Below are 16,230 nucleotides of genomic sequence, written 5' to 3'. Positions count from 1 at the left end.
CTGCTATAATGCAGCTATTTATTTATCATTCTATCTTATTATTGAACAATTCTTATATTAATTAATTCATCTTAATATCTCATTTAATTCTTCAACTTCATATGTATTTATCACGTCTTTTGCCTCAAGCCAACCTTTTCTTGCAATGCCGATGCCAAAGAATACATTGTGAAGGCCATCTATGCTATGTGCATCAGGACATATGGCAAATTTTACGCCTTTATCTTTGGCGTATTTTATATATCTCCAATCGAGGTCAAGTCTATATGGGCTTGCATTTATTTCGATTATTTTGCCATATTCAGCGGCAGTATCAATTATCCTATATAGATCTAATTCATAGCTGTCCCTTGCAAGTAAAAGCCTACCTGTAGGATGTCCCAATATTTTTGTATATTTATTTTTTATGGCTTTAATAAGCCTTTCTGTCATATCATCTTTAGTCATTTTAAAATGTGAATGTACAGATGCAATTACAAAATCAAATTTTTTCAATATATCTTCATCATAATCAAGTGAACCATCTGGTAGAATATCCGATTCTATACCTTTCAATATGACTATATCATCATAAATATTATTTAATTCATCTATTTCATCAGATTGTCTTATTACATCCTCTCCTTTTAACCCGCTTGCATAAAATGCAGACTTGCTGTGATCTGTTATACCAATATACTTATATCCGAGTTTTCTTGCAGCATCTACCACTTCTTTCAGTAAATTTGCACCATCACTATATGTTGTATGTACATGAAAAATACCTTTAATATCATTTTCTTCAATTAATAAAGGTATCAAGCCATTTTCCGCAGCTTCTATCTCTCCCATATTTTCTCTTAATTCCGGAGGAATATATGACAGATTAAGTTTTTCGAAAATTTCTTTCTCATTATTGCATTTTATTAATTTCTCACCGTAAAATAGACCATATTCGTTCATCTTTATTCCCATTTTTCTTGCCCTATGTCTCATGGCAGTATTGTGCTCTTTACTGCCTGTAAAATGGTGCAGTGCATATGGGTATTCACTATCACTTACGACTCTCAGGTCTACATTTATACCGGATTTTAATGTTATACTGGTCTTTGTTTCACCTTTTGCTATGATATCTCTTACATCTTCATATAATGCAAATATATCCATAAGTTTTCCAGGGTTATCTGATGTTGCAAGTATATCAATATCTTTTACAATCTCTTTTTTACGCCTTAAACTTCCTGCAATCTCGCATCTTATTACAAGTCCACTATCTAACAAATACTGTTTTAATTTAATAGCATCATCATATGCTTCAACAAAAAGATGCTGACCGCTGAACTGCTTTATAAACTGTATACCGTCAAGGATTTTCTTCTGCGTCTTTTCACCAAAGCCGGGTAATTCTACAAGCCTGTTTTCAATACAGGCATATTCAAGCTCGCCGATTGTGGTTATCTTCAATTTATCGTATAGTGCTTTTATTTTTTTAGGACCAAGCCCTGGAATCTTTAGCATTTCGATGAGTCCCTTCGGTATTGACTCTTTCAGGTTTTCATAATATTGAAGTTTACCTGTATTTATAAGCTCAGTTAGCTTCTTATTTAGTGCATCACCGATTCCCTTTACATCTTTTAATCTGTCCTCTTTTACAAGTGTTTCAATGTCTTCATCAAGTACTTCTATTGTTCGGGCAGCATTATAATATGCCCTTGATTTAAAAGGGTTCTCTCCCTTTAATTCCAATAAAAGCCCTATTTCATTCAATATATCTACAATAATCTTTTTATCCATTTTAATCACTTCTTTTAAGATTGTTTCATCCTTTCCTGCCTTCTTTTATATACTTTTCTATAGTCTTCTGCTCCCGTAGAGACATCAAGCATATAACTCATCATTATTATATTATCCTTATCTTTAAAATAGACAAATGATTTGCCAAAATCACCTTAAGTACCATAAATTTCCTAATGCTTCTTGAACTCTTAATTCTAATTTGATGCTCTCTACTATATTATACCATAGTAGTAGAATGAGCAAATTTCTTATTTTAAATAGCTTGATATTACTGACTATTTAAGAAACAAAAAAGGAAGTTCACCCCAAATGTCGAATATATTATAAGTAATAACCCAATTCTAGCAAAAGAGCTGAACCTACTTATGTATATTCGACAAGAATGCTTATTTTCCTTTAACGAATTAATAAAATTTCAATCAGAAACAAAACTTGAAATGGTTTTGTCGCAGTTTGATTTCTCAAATGTCTTGCTTTCACTATCAAGGCCTGAATATAAAAGAGGACCTAAAGGATATGACCCATTACCTTTGCTTTACGCCTTGATTGCTATGCAACTTGAGAAAATTCAAAATATAGTAAAGCTTGTGGATAGATTAAAATCAGACCCTGTATTTAAATATAACTGTGTTTTTAATGTATTGGGTTCTGTACCATCCACATCAACCTTTAGCAGATTTTTAAACCTAATATCAGAGTCGGAAGTTCTTAAGGAAGACTTTAAACAATTAATATTAAAAGCTAAAACCTTTGCTTTATTAAACTGTATTATACTTATTGCAGGTATATTGTCGTTAATGCTACTAAATCATTACCAAAAACAGCTTAATTAAATTTTCAAAGTTCATAACTTATCCACAGGCATTGATATGCTTAGCTTTGCTATTGTCTTTTTTAGCTTCAAAAGTTAAAGTTTAATTGTGCAATTTCCTCATAAAACAAAAAACACATATATAGCCTATAGGAAGTTCTTGGATATGAAAAATTTGTGTTTAGGTATAGAGATAGAGGTAACTGGTATTACAAGAGAAAGAGCAGCAAAGACCATTGCAAGTTACTTTAGAACAGATGTTAAACATATTGGTGAAGCTTATGATGCTTGGAGGGTTGAGGATTTCCAAAGCAGGGTTTGGAAGATAATTAATGATTCAAGTCTTAATCCACAAAGAAATAGTTGAAGCTGATAATACTTACAGAGTAGAGATTGTTTCTCCAATATGCAAATACGAAGATATTGAAATAGTACAGGAGATTATAAGAGCTTTAAGAAAAGAATGAGCCTTTGTAAACTCTAATTGTGGTATTCATATTCATGTTGATAAATCACCTTTTACACCAAGGACACTTAGAAACTTGGTAAACATTATAGCGAGCAAGGAGAATTTAATTTACAAAGCATTAAAGATTGATATCAGAAGGGAAAGCAGATATTGCAAGAAAGTAGACAGAGTTTTCTTAGATAAGCTTAATAAAAGAAAGCCAGATACTTTAGAAAAGTTTGCAGACCTTTGGTATGAAGGCTACTTTGATGAAGATAGAAATAAACACTACCATAGAAGTAGATATTATGGACTTAACCTGCACAGTTTTTTTAATGGAAATACAGTTGAGTTTAGAAGTTTTAATATTACAACCCATGCAGGAAAGATTAAATCCTACATACAATTATGTCTTGCAATAAGCAACCAAGTATTGACAAAAGTAGTGCAAGTTCAAGAAAAACCAAAAGCACAAACGAAAAATATACCTTTAGAACATTGCTTTTAAGGCTTGGACTTATAGGAGAAGAATTTAAAACAGCAAGGTATCATTTACTTACAGAACTTGAAGGTGATATAGCATTCAAAAACGGGAGACAAGAAAGAATAGCTGTAGGGTAATAAATTTTTCTGCTTAGTAATTTAAATAAAATACAGGATTTAAAACCGTAGAGCTTAAAAGCTCTATTTTTAATTATTAAAAGAAAGAAGGTTTTATAATGAAAAAGATATCAAAAGGAAAGAAAAGATTATTAGAGTATTTAGGAAAACCTTATACTGTAAAAACAATTGATTTTGAGAATTGCATTTATTTAGATTTGAATAATGGTTATGATATTAAAATATCAGGTGGAAAAACCATAAATGATTATTTTAGTATCTTTGTTTGGAAAACTAAAGATGGACTTGAAATAGCAGAAAGATATTTATATGTTAAACCAGACTTACCTAACGTTAAAGTTTTCCTTGACGATATTAGAGAAAGGTATTCTAAAAAATAATTAGTTTTAAAGCATACAGGCTTTGATGATGCAATATAATAATTCTACTAAAAAGTGCTTGACTTGGAGTTAACTCAAAGTGATAGAATAAATCTCGATGAGGTAAAATATGACTATTGCAGAAATAAGTAAACAACTTGTAGTCAAGAAAGAAGTGATAAAAAAACCTTGTCACGATAAACTACAAAATAAAGGTTTACAAAAATACAATTTTAAAAAAATTATTTAATGAGGAGGATTCAATATGAGTTTTAACATGTATGTACCTACAAGAGTTTTATTCGGAGCAGGCCAATTAAGTAATTTGCATGCACAAAAAATGCCTGGCAAAAAGGCTATGATTGTTATTTCAAACGGAAAATCTACAAAAGCAAACGGATACCTTGCAAGAACAGAAGAACAGTTGAGATTAGCAGGAGTAGAATTTGTGGTATTTGATAAAGTTGAACCTAATCCATTGAAATCAACAGTTATGGCAGGTGGAGCATTTGCAAGAGAAAACAATTGTGACTTCATTGTTGCTTTAGGCGGTGGCAGTTGTATGGACGCAGCAAAGGCTATAGCAGTTATGGCAACGAACGATGGTGATTGTTGGGACTATGTCCATGGTGGAAGTGGAAAAGGAATGCCAATAGAACATAAACCGCTCCCTATAATCGCAATTACTACTACAGCAGGTACAGGCTCCGAAGTTGACCCATGGGGCGTTGTGACCAATGAAGAAAAGCATGAAAAAATAGGATTCGGCGGTATTGACGATCTATTTCCTGTTTTGGCAATTGTTGACCCTGAACTTATGCTTACTGTACCACCAAAATATACTGCGTATCAAGGCTTCGATGCGTTATTTCATAGTGTAGAGGGCTATATTTCAAATGGAGCTAACCTTATGAGTGATATGTACGCAATTACAGCGATTGAAAATATTGCACGAAATCTTGCAAAAGCAGTTAAAGATGGAAACGACATCGATGCACGTGAAAAGGTGGCATTTGGGAATACTCTTTCCGGTGTGGTGATGTGTGTTGGGGCTGTTACAAGTCAGCATTCCTTAGAACACGCAATGTCAGCATTTCATCAGGATCTTCCACATGGAGCTGGACTAATTATGTTGAGTAAAGCTTACTTTACACATTTTATTAACAAGCATGTGTGTAATGATAGATTTATAAAGATGGCAAAAGCTATGGGAATGGAAGATGCGAAAGAGCCGATGGATTTCATCACAATGTTAGTAAAATTGCAGGAAGAATGCAGAGTTGCAGACCTCAAAATGTCCGACTATGGTATCAAACCAGAAGAATTTGAAACAATGGCCAAAAATGCAAAGGATACGATGGGCGGATTGTTCCTGTGTGACAGAAGCGAACTCAGCATTGAAGATTGTGTTGCTATTTACGAAGCATCCTACAAGTAAAAATCAATTCTAGAACCAAACAATTAAATAAACAGTTAGGAGTAAAACTCGATAAAAAGAATATTGTATTGATTCTTGCATTAATACTTTTTTCACCGCCTGTAGAGACAGTTGTACGAACAACAGCGATACTGATAGTATATAGCAGAACCAAATAGTCTGCTGTGTCGGATGAAAGCACACAGACAGAAACAGAGAATGATAGTAACAATGTCGCTGATATAAAAGAAATTAGTCCGCCAAATACGGATAATACAAATGGAAAGGATGAACAACCAATGTCAAAAACAGAAAATATTCTTGTAGCATATTTTTCACATTCTGGGAATACTCGAGTAATCGCCAATCAAATTCACGAAAGCGTGGGAGGTGATATTTTTGAAATTAAGACCGTAGATTCATATCCTAACAATTATAATGCAGTTGTCAATCTAGCAAGGCAGGAACAGAAAAATGACTATAGACCGAAACTTGCAGCAAAGGTTAAGAACATGGACTCCTACAATGTGATTTTCATTGGTTATCCCAACTGGTGGGGAACCATGCCGATGGCGGTATTTACTTTTTTGGAAGAATTTGATTTTTCTGGAAAAACTATTGTACCATTTTGCACACACGAGGGAAGTGCTTTAGGTCAAAGCGTTACGGATATCAAAAAACTTTGCCCACAGTCAACTATTCTGGATGGTCTTGCAATTAGGGGATCAAATGTAGAAACTGCGCAGGATGAAGTATCCGAGTGGCTGCGTGAAATCGGAATTACAGAATAAAGATTGACAGGCAAATCCCAATCAAGAGCATGGCGAATCATTTTCATATTGGAACTTTGATGAATCAGACTTGTTTTTCTTTACGGATTACCTTTCCATCATGGGAATTTATATTTGTGTGACTTACTATGTTCTGAAATTTGTTCAGAATCGGAAAAAACATAGCCTATCAAAGAATAATCAATAATTATAGAGAAAGCAAAAATGAACTTAGACGCTGAATATAGAGACCTGCCTGATGACGGTGGAAAAGTTGCACCATCGACATTGGCTCAGGAAACATGCACGAAGCCACACCGCAGGAAATCAAAGGCATCATCATTTTGCATGTAACACGGTATAAATCTGATGGACACAATCATGTATGATTCCAGTTCAGCGGGCCCATTGCATAGGTGCTGAAATGTCGGCGGGACAAGATAATCAGAAGATTCATCTGGGTGCTGTCTACTCCAAGGTAACATACTCGAGGACAAGGGTTCTTTCAAAACTTAAGAAAGGGTTTGAGCATGAGCTGAAAAAGTACGTCCCGGACTATGCACGGATTTTCAAAGACGCTAAATTCCATTTATCAGATAAATGAAGCATTTAAGGAAAAAACATTTCCCTTCCAGTGGAAGGTCAGAAACATACAACGGAAGAAAACAGATATGAAGAAGGACTAAGCAAGGAGGTAAAAAAATGAAAGTATTATTAGTGAATGGAAGCCCACACGAAAAGGGATGTACCTATACGGCATTGGAAGAAGTGGCTAAAACACTGAATGCAGAAGGGATTGAAACCGAAATATTTCAGATTGGAACCAAGCCGTTAGCCGGATGCATTGATTGTGGATACTGTCGCAAAACCGGGCGTTGTGTATTTCATGACAGAGTTAATGATTTTCTTGAAATTGCAGGAGATGTTGACGGTTTTGTATTTGGTTCGCCTGTACATTACGCGGCTGCAGGAGGTGCTATTACATCTTTTATGGACCGCGCATTCTTTGCCGATTTATGTTCTGGAAAGGGATCCTTTTACTTAAAACCGGCAGCCGCCGTTGTTTCTGCCAGAAGGGCAGGAACGACCGCAACATTTGACCAGCTTAATAAGTATTTCACATTGATGGAGATGCCGGTTATTTCATCAAAATACTGGAACATGGTACACGGCTTCACGCCTGAGGACGTAAAAAAAGATTTAGAGGGATTGCAGATTATGCGTACATTAGGAAGAAATATGGCATGGTTCTTAAAGTGTAAAGAGGCTGGTATCAAAGCAGGAATCCCGTTCCCAAAAAGAGAAGAAAATATATCTACAAACTTTATTCGATAAAAGCACAATGTAGGTGAGGAGGTGTATAAAATAGAATAGCGAATTTTAGGAAGAAAATACTTGCAGCAACCGCCTATGCTACTTCCAGCAATAAAGAAAAAGATTATAGTGAAGTTCTTGCAAATGCTCCAAGAAGTTCATTTAGCGGACACTGTATGTATTGCGGACATTGCGCCCCATGTTCGAAAAAGATAGATATTGCATCAGTAAATAAATATTTAGATTTAGCATTGATTCAAGAAGATGTTCCTGAAACATTAAAGAATCATTATGACTTATTAGAACATCATGCAATTGAGTGCATAGAATGTGGGATATGTATGAAAAACTGTCCATTTGGTGTGGATATTATTAATAAAATGAAGCAGGCAGTTAAGTTATTTGGCAATTAGACAATATTTTTTTATAAGTAATTGTGGTGCTGCGACAACTTTAATAGATAAATATAAAGATATAAAGGAGGATAAAATATGGATAAATCAAATAATTTAAGTGAAAGTGTAATCTTCCCGAAAGGTGAAAAAATTACGAATGACTATTTCATAGGGGCAGCATGGCTTGAGATGCTAGTTTCTAATGACGACACTTTTAATTGCTCGATAGGTAATGTAACTTTTGAACCAGGTGCAAGAAATAATTGGCATAAGCATCCAGGTGGTCAGATTCTGCTTGTTACCGGTGGCAAAGGATATTATCAGGAGGAAGGCAAGCCGGTACAGGTGCTTCATAAAGGGGATGTAGTAAAGATTCGTCCGTATGTGAAACATTGGCATGGTGCTACAGGATAGCTGGTTTACACACATCGCCATAAGTACTAATATCCAAAAGGGAGGCGCCGTTTGGTTGGAACCAGTAACTGATGAAGAATATAAAAATTTAAAATAAAAGGATATACGTATAAGAGAAAAAGCTGGATGACTGGCGGGGCAACTCATCATTCAGCTTTTTACGTATCGATAAAGTTTCACTGGAAAATAAGCAAGGATTTATGGGCGTTGAATTTGGCTGTAGAAAAATTAATAAGTAAAGAGTATGGAATAATTCATACTTTCATAAGTTTACTCTTGATTCGAAGTTAACTTTAAGTGCTATAATATTGGATATCAGGAGGTGAAATTGCATGACGATTGCAGAAGTAAGTGAAAAATTTGATATATCACAAGATACACTCCGCTATTATGAACGAATCGGACTGATTCCTCGTGTGAACCGCAATAAAAGCGGAAACAGGGACTATACGGAAGAAGACTGTAAGTGGGTTGAATTTATTAAATGTATGCGAAATGCAGGTCTTTCAATTGAAGTATTGATTGAATATGTTACGCTGGTTGAGCAAGGTGACGAAACTATTGAGGCTAGAAAAGAACTCTTAATTGAACAACGTAAGCATCTAATAAAAAGAATAGAAGATATGAAGAAAACTTTAGAACGCCTGGATTATAAAATTGAAGTATATGAACAATTGTTAGTTGAAAAAGAAAAAGAACTAAAAAGATCGGAGGATTAGTTTTGTGGGCGGCTTAAACTGAAACCAGAATATAATCGATTATTATTGCGTTAAGCTATAAATTATAAAGTGCCACGACATCCCTCTATTTTAGTGGGTTCATCTTTACGCAAAGCCAATATTTCTGCGTATCTGTATTATCTTTCTATCAAAACACATGTGGAGTGCGTGGTTTTGATGCAAAATGTAAAAAAACGGTTAAAGACTCGCAAAATGGCTTAAATACAGGGTCTTACGGTGTTTTGCCATCTACGGCAGGAGTGCTTACAGGTGGTCAAGATGCCGGAAAGCCCTGTTTTTTTGTTTGTGTTCTTGTACGAGGAAACATATCTACGGCAGTTAAAAAAATTCTATATTAATTGGAGGACACTGAAAAACTATAGATTTTTATCAAGTTTCAGTGATGAAATAAAAAAATTGTACAATTTCCTCGAATATAAAGCAATTTAATAAATATTGAGGCACTCTATACGTAAATGAGAGATGGATTTCTCCATCTCTCATTTTAAAAGCATATTTTTGATTTCATCTTTGTCAGGTACTCTGCCGTATGATAAAACTTTACCATCAACAACAAGCCCCGGGGTCCTCATTATCCCGTATTTTGCAATCTCTTTAAAGTCTGTTACATCTTCTATGTTTGCCTCAATGTTTAATTCCTTTAAAGCTTCCCTAGTGTTTTTCTCAAGGTTGCGGCAATTGATACAGCCTCCGCCTAATATTTTGATATCCATTAAAATCATCCTTTCTATATTATAAAATTAAATAAATAACCTACAAAAATAATTGATATCCCTACAATTCCAACGAAAATAGCAATTAGCTTAGGTTTTAAAACATTCTTAAGAATAATCAATTCCGGCAGTGATAATGCTGTTATTGACATCATTAGTGCTAATGCTGTACCTATCTGTATGCCCTTTCCTAAAAGCGCTTGGATTATCGGGATTGTTCCAGCCGCATTTGAATACATAGGTATACCGATTAATACTGCTATAGGTACTGCAAATATATTACCACGCCCAGCATATTTTATGATGAAATCTGCCGGTACATATCCATGTATGAATCCACCAAGTGCTATACCAATAAGAACATAAAGCCATATTTTCTTTATCAAGCTTTTTGTATAGCTTAATGATTGATTTATTCTATCATTAAGAGTTATTTCTGCAATTAATGCTTCTTCACCCATTTTCATCTCATATACAAAACTCTCAACAAGATGCTCAAGATGTAATTTCCCTATCACAATACCTGAAATAATAGCAACTATAACACCAGTTAAAATGTATATAAGCGATATCTTCCATCCAAATAATCCCCATAGCATAACAAGGGCCACTTCATTTACCATCGGTGATGAAATTAAAAATGAAAATGTAACGCCAAGTGGTATGCCTGATTCTACAAAGCCTATGAATAGTGGTACTGCTGAACATGAACAAAATGGCGTAACTATGCCTAAAAGCGCTGCTAAGACATTTCCAACATATTCATTCTTTTTACTTAAGTATTTTTTGACCTTTTCAGGTGGAAAATAACTTCTGATAAATGTGACAGCAAAAATAATTATAAGTAAAAGCAAAAATATCTTTATAGAATCATATATGAAAAAGTGAAGTGCATCACCAAGATGTCCTTTTAAACCAAGCATCTTATAAACAATAAAATCAGCTATCCAATTTAACATGATTACACCTCATATCAAATATTTTTGATGCATCATGTTAATTATAAAACTTCAAAAATAAAAAGTCAATAATTATATCAAAAATATTTGATATATAAGGTTAAATAATTTATATACGAAGATATGGGAAATAATAACATACTTTTATAGATAAAAATGATATAATATTATTAACCTCCACTGAAAGGAGGTGAATCCAATAACTACCAATAATTCTAGAACACTTTATTGTACTTTGTAAACATTAATTGATAAAATCATATTATGTAAAGACATTTTTGATTAAATCCAATATTTCATTAAATTTTTCAAAATCAATGTCATAGTACCTCCATTTGCCGACAACAGTTTCTTTTATTATTCCTGCGTCTTTTAATATTTTTATATGGTATGACACTTTTGATTGTGCCATATCAAATTCATTTACAAAATGGCATACACAAATGCCATCTGGTGTTTCTTCTTTATTTTCAACCTTTGTGCCGTCTGATTTTTCAAAGCACCTTTTGTTTTCCGCAAACATCTTAAGCATTTCAATTCTTTTTGGATCACTTAGTGCTTTACCAAAAAGAGCAATTTTATCAATTATTGAATCATCAGTAATGTTGCCTTTCATATTAACATCCATTCCTTTCGTTGTGTTCATGGCTCAAAAATTTATAAAATAAGTAAATGCTGAATTCTAAACCGTCATTTTTTTCCTTAGACTCATATATTCTTTTAATCTTAATCATAAAATCACACCATAGAATATTATTTCTGACATATCAACCTCTATTTATAGTTTACAACAAATTTTTTAAAAATCCTATTGACATTTATACTATCATAGTGTACTATTTAATTAGTACACTATGATAGTGGTATGGAGGTGGAACATGAAAATTGAGTTTGACGAGAGAACACCCATTTACATCCAGATCATGGATATAATAAAGCGGGATATAGTTACAAAAAAACTAAAAGGAGGAGATAAATTGCCTTCTGTAAGGGAAATGGCCGAAAGCCTTAAGGTAAATCCAAATACTGTTCAAAGAGCTTATCAGGAACTTGAAAGGGAAAATGTCACATATACACAGAGAGGCATGGGAACATTTATAACTGAGAATACCGAAAAACTTGCATCATTAAAAAAAGAAATGGCAAAAGAGATAATTGAGTCATTTGTAACAGGTATGAGAAGCTTAGGTTTCAATTCAAATGAAATACTCGAAATTATCAAAGAATATCTTAAAAAGGAGGTCAACTGATGGAACTAATTTTAAAAACGACAAACCTTACTAAAAATTATTACAGTAAAAAGGCATTAAAAGGAATAAACCTTGAACTGGAAAAAGGGAAAATACTCGGGCTTTTGGGTCCTAACGGCAGCAGCAAAACTACATTTATGAAGATTGCAGCAGGTATATTAAGACCAACATCTGGTGAAATACTAATTGATGGTCAGAAGCCGGGCATTTATACAAAATCAATTGTATCGTACCTGCCTGATGTAAACTACCTTTATAAATGGATGAGGGTTAGAGATGCAATAAATTTCTTCAAAGATTTTTATGTTGATTTTGACCTTGAAAAGTCAAAAAGATTGCTGGATTTTATGAAACTTGATGAAAATGATAAAGTAACTTCACTTTCAAAGGGTATGAAAGAGAAATTGCACCTTGCATTAGTGCTATCAAGAAATGCAAAATTATATGTTTTCGATGAACCACTTGGTGGAATTGATCCGAATGCTAGAGAAAAAATTATTGATGCAATTATAGATAATATTCGTGAAGATTGCTCAATGATAATATCAACACACCTTGTAAGAGATATTGAAAGGCTTTTCGACGATGTCGCATTTATCTCAGATGGTGAAATTATTTTAAATGGAAATGCCGAAGAATTAAGGACAGAAAGAAATAAATCTATTGATGAAATCTTCAGGGAGGTGTATTCATAATGCTTAAACTAATAAAGTATGAGCTTGCGGGAAGGTATAAATACTATCTTGGATTTTCAATTGCACTAATTTTATTGAATATATACCTTATAACAAAAAATAATACATGGTCAGATGGCTTACCATTCGTTGTATCTTTTATGGCTGGATTTGCCTGCTTTGTAGCCGTACTAATATCTGGAGTGATGTTGTATCAGAGGGATATGTACGGTGATACAGGCTACCTTTTGTTCACACTGCCGCAGAGAGGCTATGCTATAGCTGGTTCAAAGTTAATTATATCAATCATTGAATTTACATTATTTATAACCTTATCTGGAGTAATGGCATTTATAAATCTATTATATATGCATGAAGCTAAAGCACTTATAGATACAATACTCCAGTATAAAATTTCTGTACTGTACACATTTATATTTGCTTTATTGACTTTTATCGCAGTATTAGTGTTGTCATATTTTTCCCTTACAATCAGCAAAATAGCTTTTTACAACAAAAAATATGGAAAAATTTTGTCATTAGTCGTATTTTTGCTTATTTCCTATATAATCAGTAGAACCTCCGGCTATCTCGTAACTTTATTCCCATATAATTTTAATATAAGTCCATTTTCAGAAATTGCGCAAAGAAGCGGCGTCGTTGCTTTATCTTTTGCAGTATTGCCTATAAACATAGCAAGCACTATTTTCCAAACACTTTTATATATAGGGCTGTTCATTTTAACATCATATCTTATTGATAAAAAGATAGATTTATAAAAAGGAGGCCAAAGTATGATAGAAGTAAACAAAGTTTTTAAATTCTACCAGATGGGAAAAGAACAAGTCGCTGCATTAAACGGAATTGACCTTAAAATAAGGGACGGAGAATTTGTGGCAGTTGTCGGCCCATCAGGCTCAGGGAAATCCACATTAATGCATTTAATTGGCGGCCTTGACAAGCCCTCAGGTGGCAGCATCGTAGTAGATGGACATGATATAAGTAAATTAAAAGATAAAGAGCTTTCAAAATACAGAAATCAAAACATAGGTTTTGTATTTCAGTCATTTAACCTTGAACCCTCAATCACCTCACTCGAAAATGTCATGATGCCCTTAATGTTTGCCGGAATAGGAGAGAAAAAAAGAAAAGAGATGGCACTTCATGCACTTACACTTGTCGGACTCGAGAAAAGGGCAAAACACAGACCTACTGAGCTGTCCGGTGGAGAAAGGCAAAGAGTAAGCATAGCAAGGGCTATTGTCAACAATCCGTCGATACTTCTGGCAGATGAGCCGACAGGTAACCTTGATTCAAAAACAGGTTTAAGTATCATTAATTTATTGAAAGATTTAAAAGAAAAAGGATATACAATCATAATGGTAACACACAATACAGATGATGCAAAAAAAGCAGATAGAATTATAAAAATAAAAGATGGACAAATCGAGGGGGTTGAAGTTAATGCACTTTAAAGATTATATAAAAACCTCTTTCAGAAATTTATCAAGGCGAAAGCTAAGAACTTTCCTTACATCATTTGCAGTTGCAATCGGTACAATGCTTATTATCATAATGGTGAGTCTCGGCGTCGGTACACAAAACTTAGTTATTAATTCGCTTAAAGAGCATGCATCCATTACGCAGATAATGGTATCTCCATATAAAGATATAGGAACTATTGAGATAAATATGACAACAGAGGACCAGAAAAAATGGGAAGAAAACCGCAAGAAAAACTTTAAAAAACTGACACAAGCAAACCTTGATAAAATAAAAAAAATAGAAAATGTATCTGATATCAAATCTTTGTTATATGCACAAATTACAAAGACACAGATAGGTGATAAAAGCGGAAGCTCTACAACAGTTGAAGGATATGATTTAAAATACGGTGTATTTTCACCTTCTGAAATAGAAGCAGTTAAACTTAAAGAAAAGAATAAAAACATAAAACCAATTATTGCAGGAAGAGATTTAAATGCGGATGATAAAGATACTGTCCTTATAGGACAGAACTACCTCAAAAAAATGGGAATTACCGATTATAATAGCGTTATTGGTAAAGATATTTCAATGGCTGCATCATTACCACAATCACCTGGAACTGCTCCTGTACAGCCTTTAATTATAAAAGCAAAAATTGCTGGTGTCATAAGCGACAAATTCAGCGGTGCAGGCAGTATAATAATGTCTATAGATATGGCAGCAAAAATTCAGGGATATTATAAAGGCGATCCGAATTACTTTGATAACAACGGTCCGGATCAGCTTATTGTAAATGCAAAGTCTTTTCAGGATGTAAAAACCATAGCAGATAAAATAAAGAAAATGGGATATGGCATTCAAACATACCAGTCAGTATTAGACCAGATAAAGAACATGTTTGCCATATTCCAAGGGATACTTGCAATCGGCGGCATCATAGTGCTTTTCGTTGCCGCAATAGGCGTCATAAACACAATGATAATGTCAATATATGAAAGGACAAGGTCTATTGGTATAATGAAAGCAGTCGGTGCGTCAAAGAGTAATATCAAGAACCTCTTCCTCGTGGAATCCGGTTCACTAGGATTTATCGGAGGTATAATGGGGATTTTATTCGGATGGTTTGGCACAAAAATCCTTGGATTTGTATTTAACATCTTTATAAAGAGCAAGGGTGGAACCCCTACCGAAATATTCTCTATACCATTGTGGCTTGTTTTAGGCTCTCTTGCCTTCTCAATACTTGTAACTGTCACAGCAGGACTTTATCCTGCGGCCCGTGCAGCAAAACTTGACCCGATAGAAGCACTAAGATATGAATAAAAATTAAACAGAGGACGGTTCAAAACCGTCCTTGCTTTTTCCATTCCCTGTTTCAGTCTCTCTCGCTTCTGTATTTATCCATAATCGCAGAAAAAATTTCTGCATTTGATGGTGGTGTATATGATATTGCATTTGCGCCAGCTTCTATTGTTTCCATTATGCTTTCATCTGTAGGGCCACCAGTCGCGATAATTGGTATATTCGGGCATAATTCTCTAACATGTCTAACAATTTGGGGAGTCCTCTTAGCTCCAGATATGTTTAAAATTGTAGCGCCGGCATCGACCCTTTCTTTTATATTTTCTTTTTCGGAAACTATAGTTACAACTATCGGTATATCTATTGTTAGCCTCATCCTCTTTATGATCTCGCTTGCAGTAGGCGCGTTAACGACAACACCTATAGCTCCTTCGAATTCTGCATCAAGTGCAAGGTTAACAACCCTCTTCCCTTGTGTTAGTCCTCCACCAACACCACAAAATACAGGTATGTCTGACGCTACCATAAGCGCATGTGTTATTACAGGCTGTGGCGTAAAGGGGTATACAGCCAATACTGCATTTGCATTGATATTTCTTATTATAGCTATATCAGTAGTAAAAACTAGTGATTTTATAAGTTTCCCGTACACTTTAATTCCTGATGCATTTTGTATGACCTCAGGAACACGAATCATCTTCTGCCTTAGCGGCGAAACAATTTCTGGTATGTATGAACTATTCATTATATCACCTTTCCTCTATATATTTATTTCATAT

At 34.1% G+C, this 16,230-nt stretch carries 19 protein-coding genes and 1 pseudogene; 15 read left to right on the top strand and 5 right to left on the bottom strand.

Annotation, left to right across the window (positions count from 1 at the left end; all coding sequences use genetic code 11):
* Window positions 1–66 precede the first annotated feature (66 nt).
* Window positions 67–1,773 (bottom strand): DNA polymerase/3'-5' exonuclease PolX, encoded by a 1,707-nt coding sequence (gene polX / locus CPG45_RS07725; protein WP_096231362.1) that lies wholly within the window; start codon window positions 1,771–1,773, stop codon window positions 67–69.
* 368 nt (window positions 1,774–2,141) lie between these two features.
* Between polX and CPG45_RS07720 the strand changes: the two genes are divergently transcribed.
* The 10 genes and pseudogenes from CPG45_RS07720 (at window position 2,142) to CPG45_RS07675 (ending at window position 9,044) form a co-directional block, all read left to right on the top strand.
* Window positions 2,142–2,609, top strand: a complete 468-nt coding sequence (locus CPG45_RS07720) for a transposase (protein ID WP_096231361.1) — start codon at window positions 2,142–2,144, stop codon at window positions 2,607–2,609.
* Between the two features lie 144 nt (window positions 2,610–2,753).
* Window positions 2,754–3,543: pseudogene (locus CPG45_RS07715) on the top strand (amidoligase family protein).
* A 211-nt stretch (window positions 3,544–3,754) separates the two neighbouring features.
* Window positions 3,755–4,036, top strand: a complete 282-nt coding sequence (locus CPG45_RS07710) for a hypothetical protein (RefSeq protein ID WP_096231360.1) — start codon at window positions 3,755–3,757, stop codon at window positions 4,034–4,036.
* A gap of 244 nt (window positions 4,037–4,280) precedes the next feature.
* Window positions 4,281–5,453 carry an iron-containing alcohol dehydrogenase gene (locus CPG45_RS07705; RefSeq protein WP_096231359.1) on the top strand — a complete coding sequence of 391 codons (1,173 nt, stop codon included), beginning with the start codon at window positions 4,281–4,283 and terminating at the stop codon, window positions 5,451–5,453.
* A 164-nt stretch (window positions 5,454–5,617) separates the two neighbouring features.
* Window positions 5,618–6,223 carry a flavodoxin gene (locus CPG45_RS07700; RefSeq protein ID WP_231969052.1) on the top strand — a complete coding sequence of 202 codons (606 nt, stop codon included), beginning with the start codon at window positions 5,618–5,620 and terminating at the stop codon, window positions 6,221–6,223.
* Window positions 6,224–6,427: 204 nt separating this feature from the next.
* Window positions 6,428–6,556 (top strand): hypothetical protein, encoded by a 129-nt coding sequence (locus CPG45_RS17900; protein WP_255405157.1) that lies wholly within the window; start codon window positions 6,428–6,430, stop codon window positions 6,554–6,556.
* Window positions 6,557–6,904: 348 nt separating this feature from the next.
* Window positions 6,905–7,537, top strand: a complete 633-nt coding sequence (locus CPG45_RS07690; protein WP_096231357.1) for a flavodoxin family protein — start codon at window positions 6,905–6,907, stop codon at window positions 7,535–7,537.
* A 155-nt stretch (window positions 7,538–7,692) separates the two neighbouring features.
* Window positions 7,693–7,929, top strand: coding sequence for a 4Fe-4S dicluster domain-containing protein (locus CPG45_RS07685; protein ID WP_197702847.1), 237 nt, complete (start codon window positions 7,693–7,695; stop codon window positions 7,927–7,929).
* A gap of 78 nt (window positions 7,930–8,007) precedes the next feature.
* Window positions 8,008–8,325 (top strand): cupin domain-containing protein, encoded by a 318-nt coding sequence (locus tag CPG45_RS07680; protein ID WP_231969051.1) that lies wholly within the window; start codon window positions 8,008–8,010, stop codon window positions 8,323–8,325.
* Between the two features lie 332 nt (window positions 8,326–8,657).
* Entirely contained in the window at window positions 8,658–9,044 is a 387-nt protein-coding gene (locus tag CPG45_RS07675) for a MerR family transcriptional regulator (RefSeq protein WP_096231356.1), read from the top strand.
* A gap of 500 nt (window positions 9,045–9,544) precedes the next feature.
* On the opposite strand, the gene CPG45_RS07665 is transcribed toward CPG45_RS07675, so the two are convergent.
* The 3 genes from CPG45_RS07665 to CPG45_RS07655 form a co-directional block, all read right to left on the bottom strand.
* A complete protein-coding gene (locus CPG45_RS07665; protein WP_096231354.1) occupies window positions 9,545–9,778 on the bottom strand; it encodes a thioredoxin family protein in 234 nt (77 codons plus the stop codon).
* A 14-nt stretch (window positions 9,779–9,792) separates the two neighbouring features.
* Entirely contained in the window at window positions 9,793–10,737 is a 945-nt protein-coding gene (locus CPG45_RS07660; RefSeq protein WP_096231353.1) for a permease, read from the bottom strand.
* A 262-nt stretch (window positions 10,738–10,999) separates the two neighbouring features.
* Complete coding sequence (locus tag CPG45_RS07655) at window positions 11,000–11,353, bottom strand: ArsR/SmtB family transcription factor (RefSeq protein WP_172856510.1); 354 nt, start codon at window positions 11,351–11,353, stop codon at window positions 11,000–11,002.
* A 262-nt stretch (window positions 11,354–11,615) separates the two neighbouring features.
* On the opposite strand from CPG45_RS07655, the gene CPG45_RS07650 reads away from it, so the two are divergent.
* Genes CPG45_RS07650 through CPG45_RS07630 form a run of 5 tightly spaced genes read left to right on the top strand, consistent with a single transcriptional unit; the run spans window position 11,616 to window position 15,472 of the window.
* Window positions 11,616–11,987, top strand: a complete 372-nt coding sequence (locus CPG45_RS07650; protein ID WP_073341366.1) for a GntR family transcriptional regulator — start codon at window positions 11,616–11,618, stop codon at window positions 11,985–11,987.
* Window positions 11,987–12,682, top strand: a complete 696-nt coding sequence (locus CPG45_RS07645; protein WP_096231351.1) for an ABC transporter ATP-binding protein — start codon at window positions 11,987–11,989, stop codon at window positions 12,680–12,682. Before CPG45_RS07650 ends, CPG45_RS07645 begins: the two co-directional genes overlap by 1 nt.
* Window positions 12,682–13,440 (top strand): ABC transporter permease, encoded by a 759-nt coding sequence (locus CPG45_RS07640; RefSeq protein ID WP_096231350.1) that lies wholly within the window; start codon window positions 12,682–12,684, stop codon window positions 13,438–13,440. Before CPG45_RS07645 ends, CPG45_RS07640 begins: the two co-directional genes overlap by 1 nt.
* A gap of 15 nt (window positions 13,441–13,455) precedes the next feature.
* Window positions 13,456–14,136 carry an ABC transporter ATP-binding protein gene (locus tag CPG45_RS07635; protein ID WP_096231349.1) on the top strand — a complete coding sequence of 227 codons (681 nt, stop codon included), beginning with the start codon at window positions 13,456–13,458 and terminating at the stop codon, window positions 14,134–14,136.
* Complete coding sequence (locus CPG45_RS07630; RefSeq protein ID WP_172856508.1) at window positions 14,126–15,472, top strand: ABC transporter permease; 1,347 nt, start codon at window positions 14,126–14,128, stop codon at window positions 15,470–15,472. Before CPG45_RS07635 ends, CPG45_RS07630 begins: the two co-directional genes overlap by 11 nt.
* Window positions 15,473–15,524: 52 nt before the next feature.
* On the opposite strand, the gene CPG45_RS07625 is transcribed toward CPG45_RS07630, so the two are convergent.
* Window positions 15,525–16,196 (bottom strand): beta/alpha barrel domain-containing protein, encoded by a 672-nt coding sequence (locus CPG45_RS07625; RefSeq protein ID WP_096231347.1) that lies wholly within the window; start codon window positions 16,194–16,196, stop codon window positions 15,525–15,527.
* Window positions 16,197–16,230: the final 34 nt, after the last annotated feature.

This window comes from Thermoanaerobacterium sp. RBIITD (assembly GCF_900205865.1).
GTDB lineage: Bacteria > Bacillota > Thermoanaerobacteria > Thermoanaerobacterales > Thermoanaerobacteraceae > Thermoanaerobacterium.
This window is presented reverse-complemented; position numbering and strand designations above follow the sequence as displayed.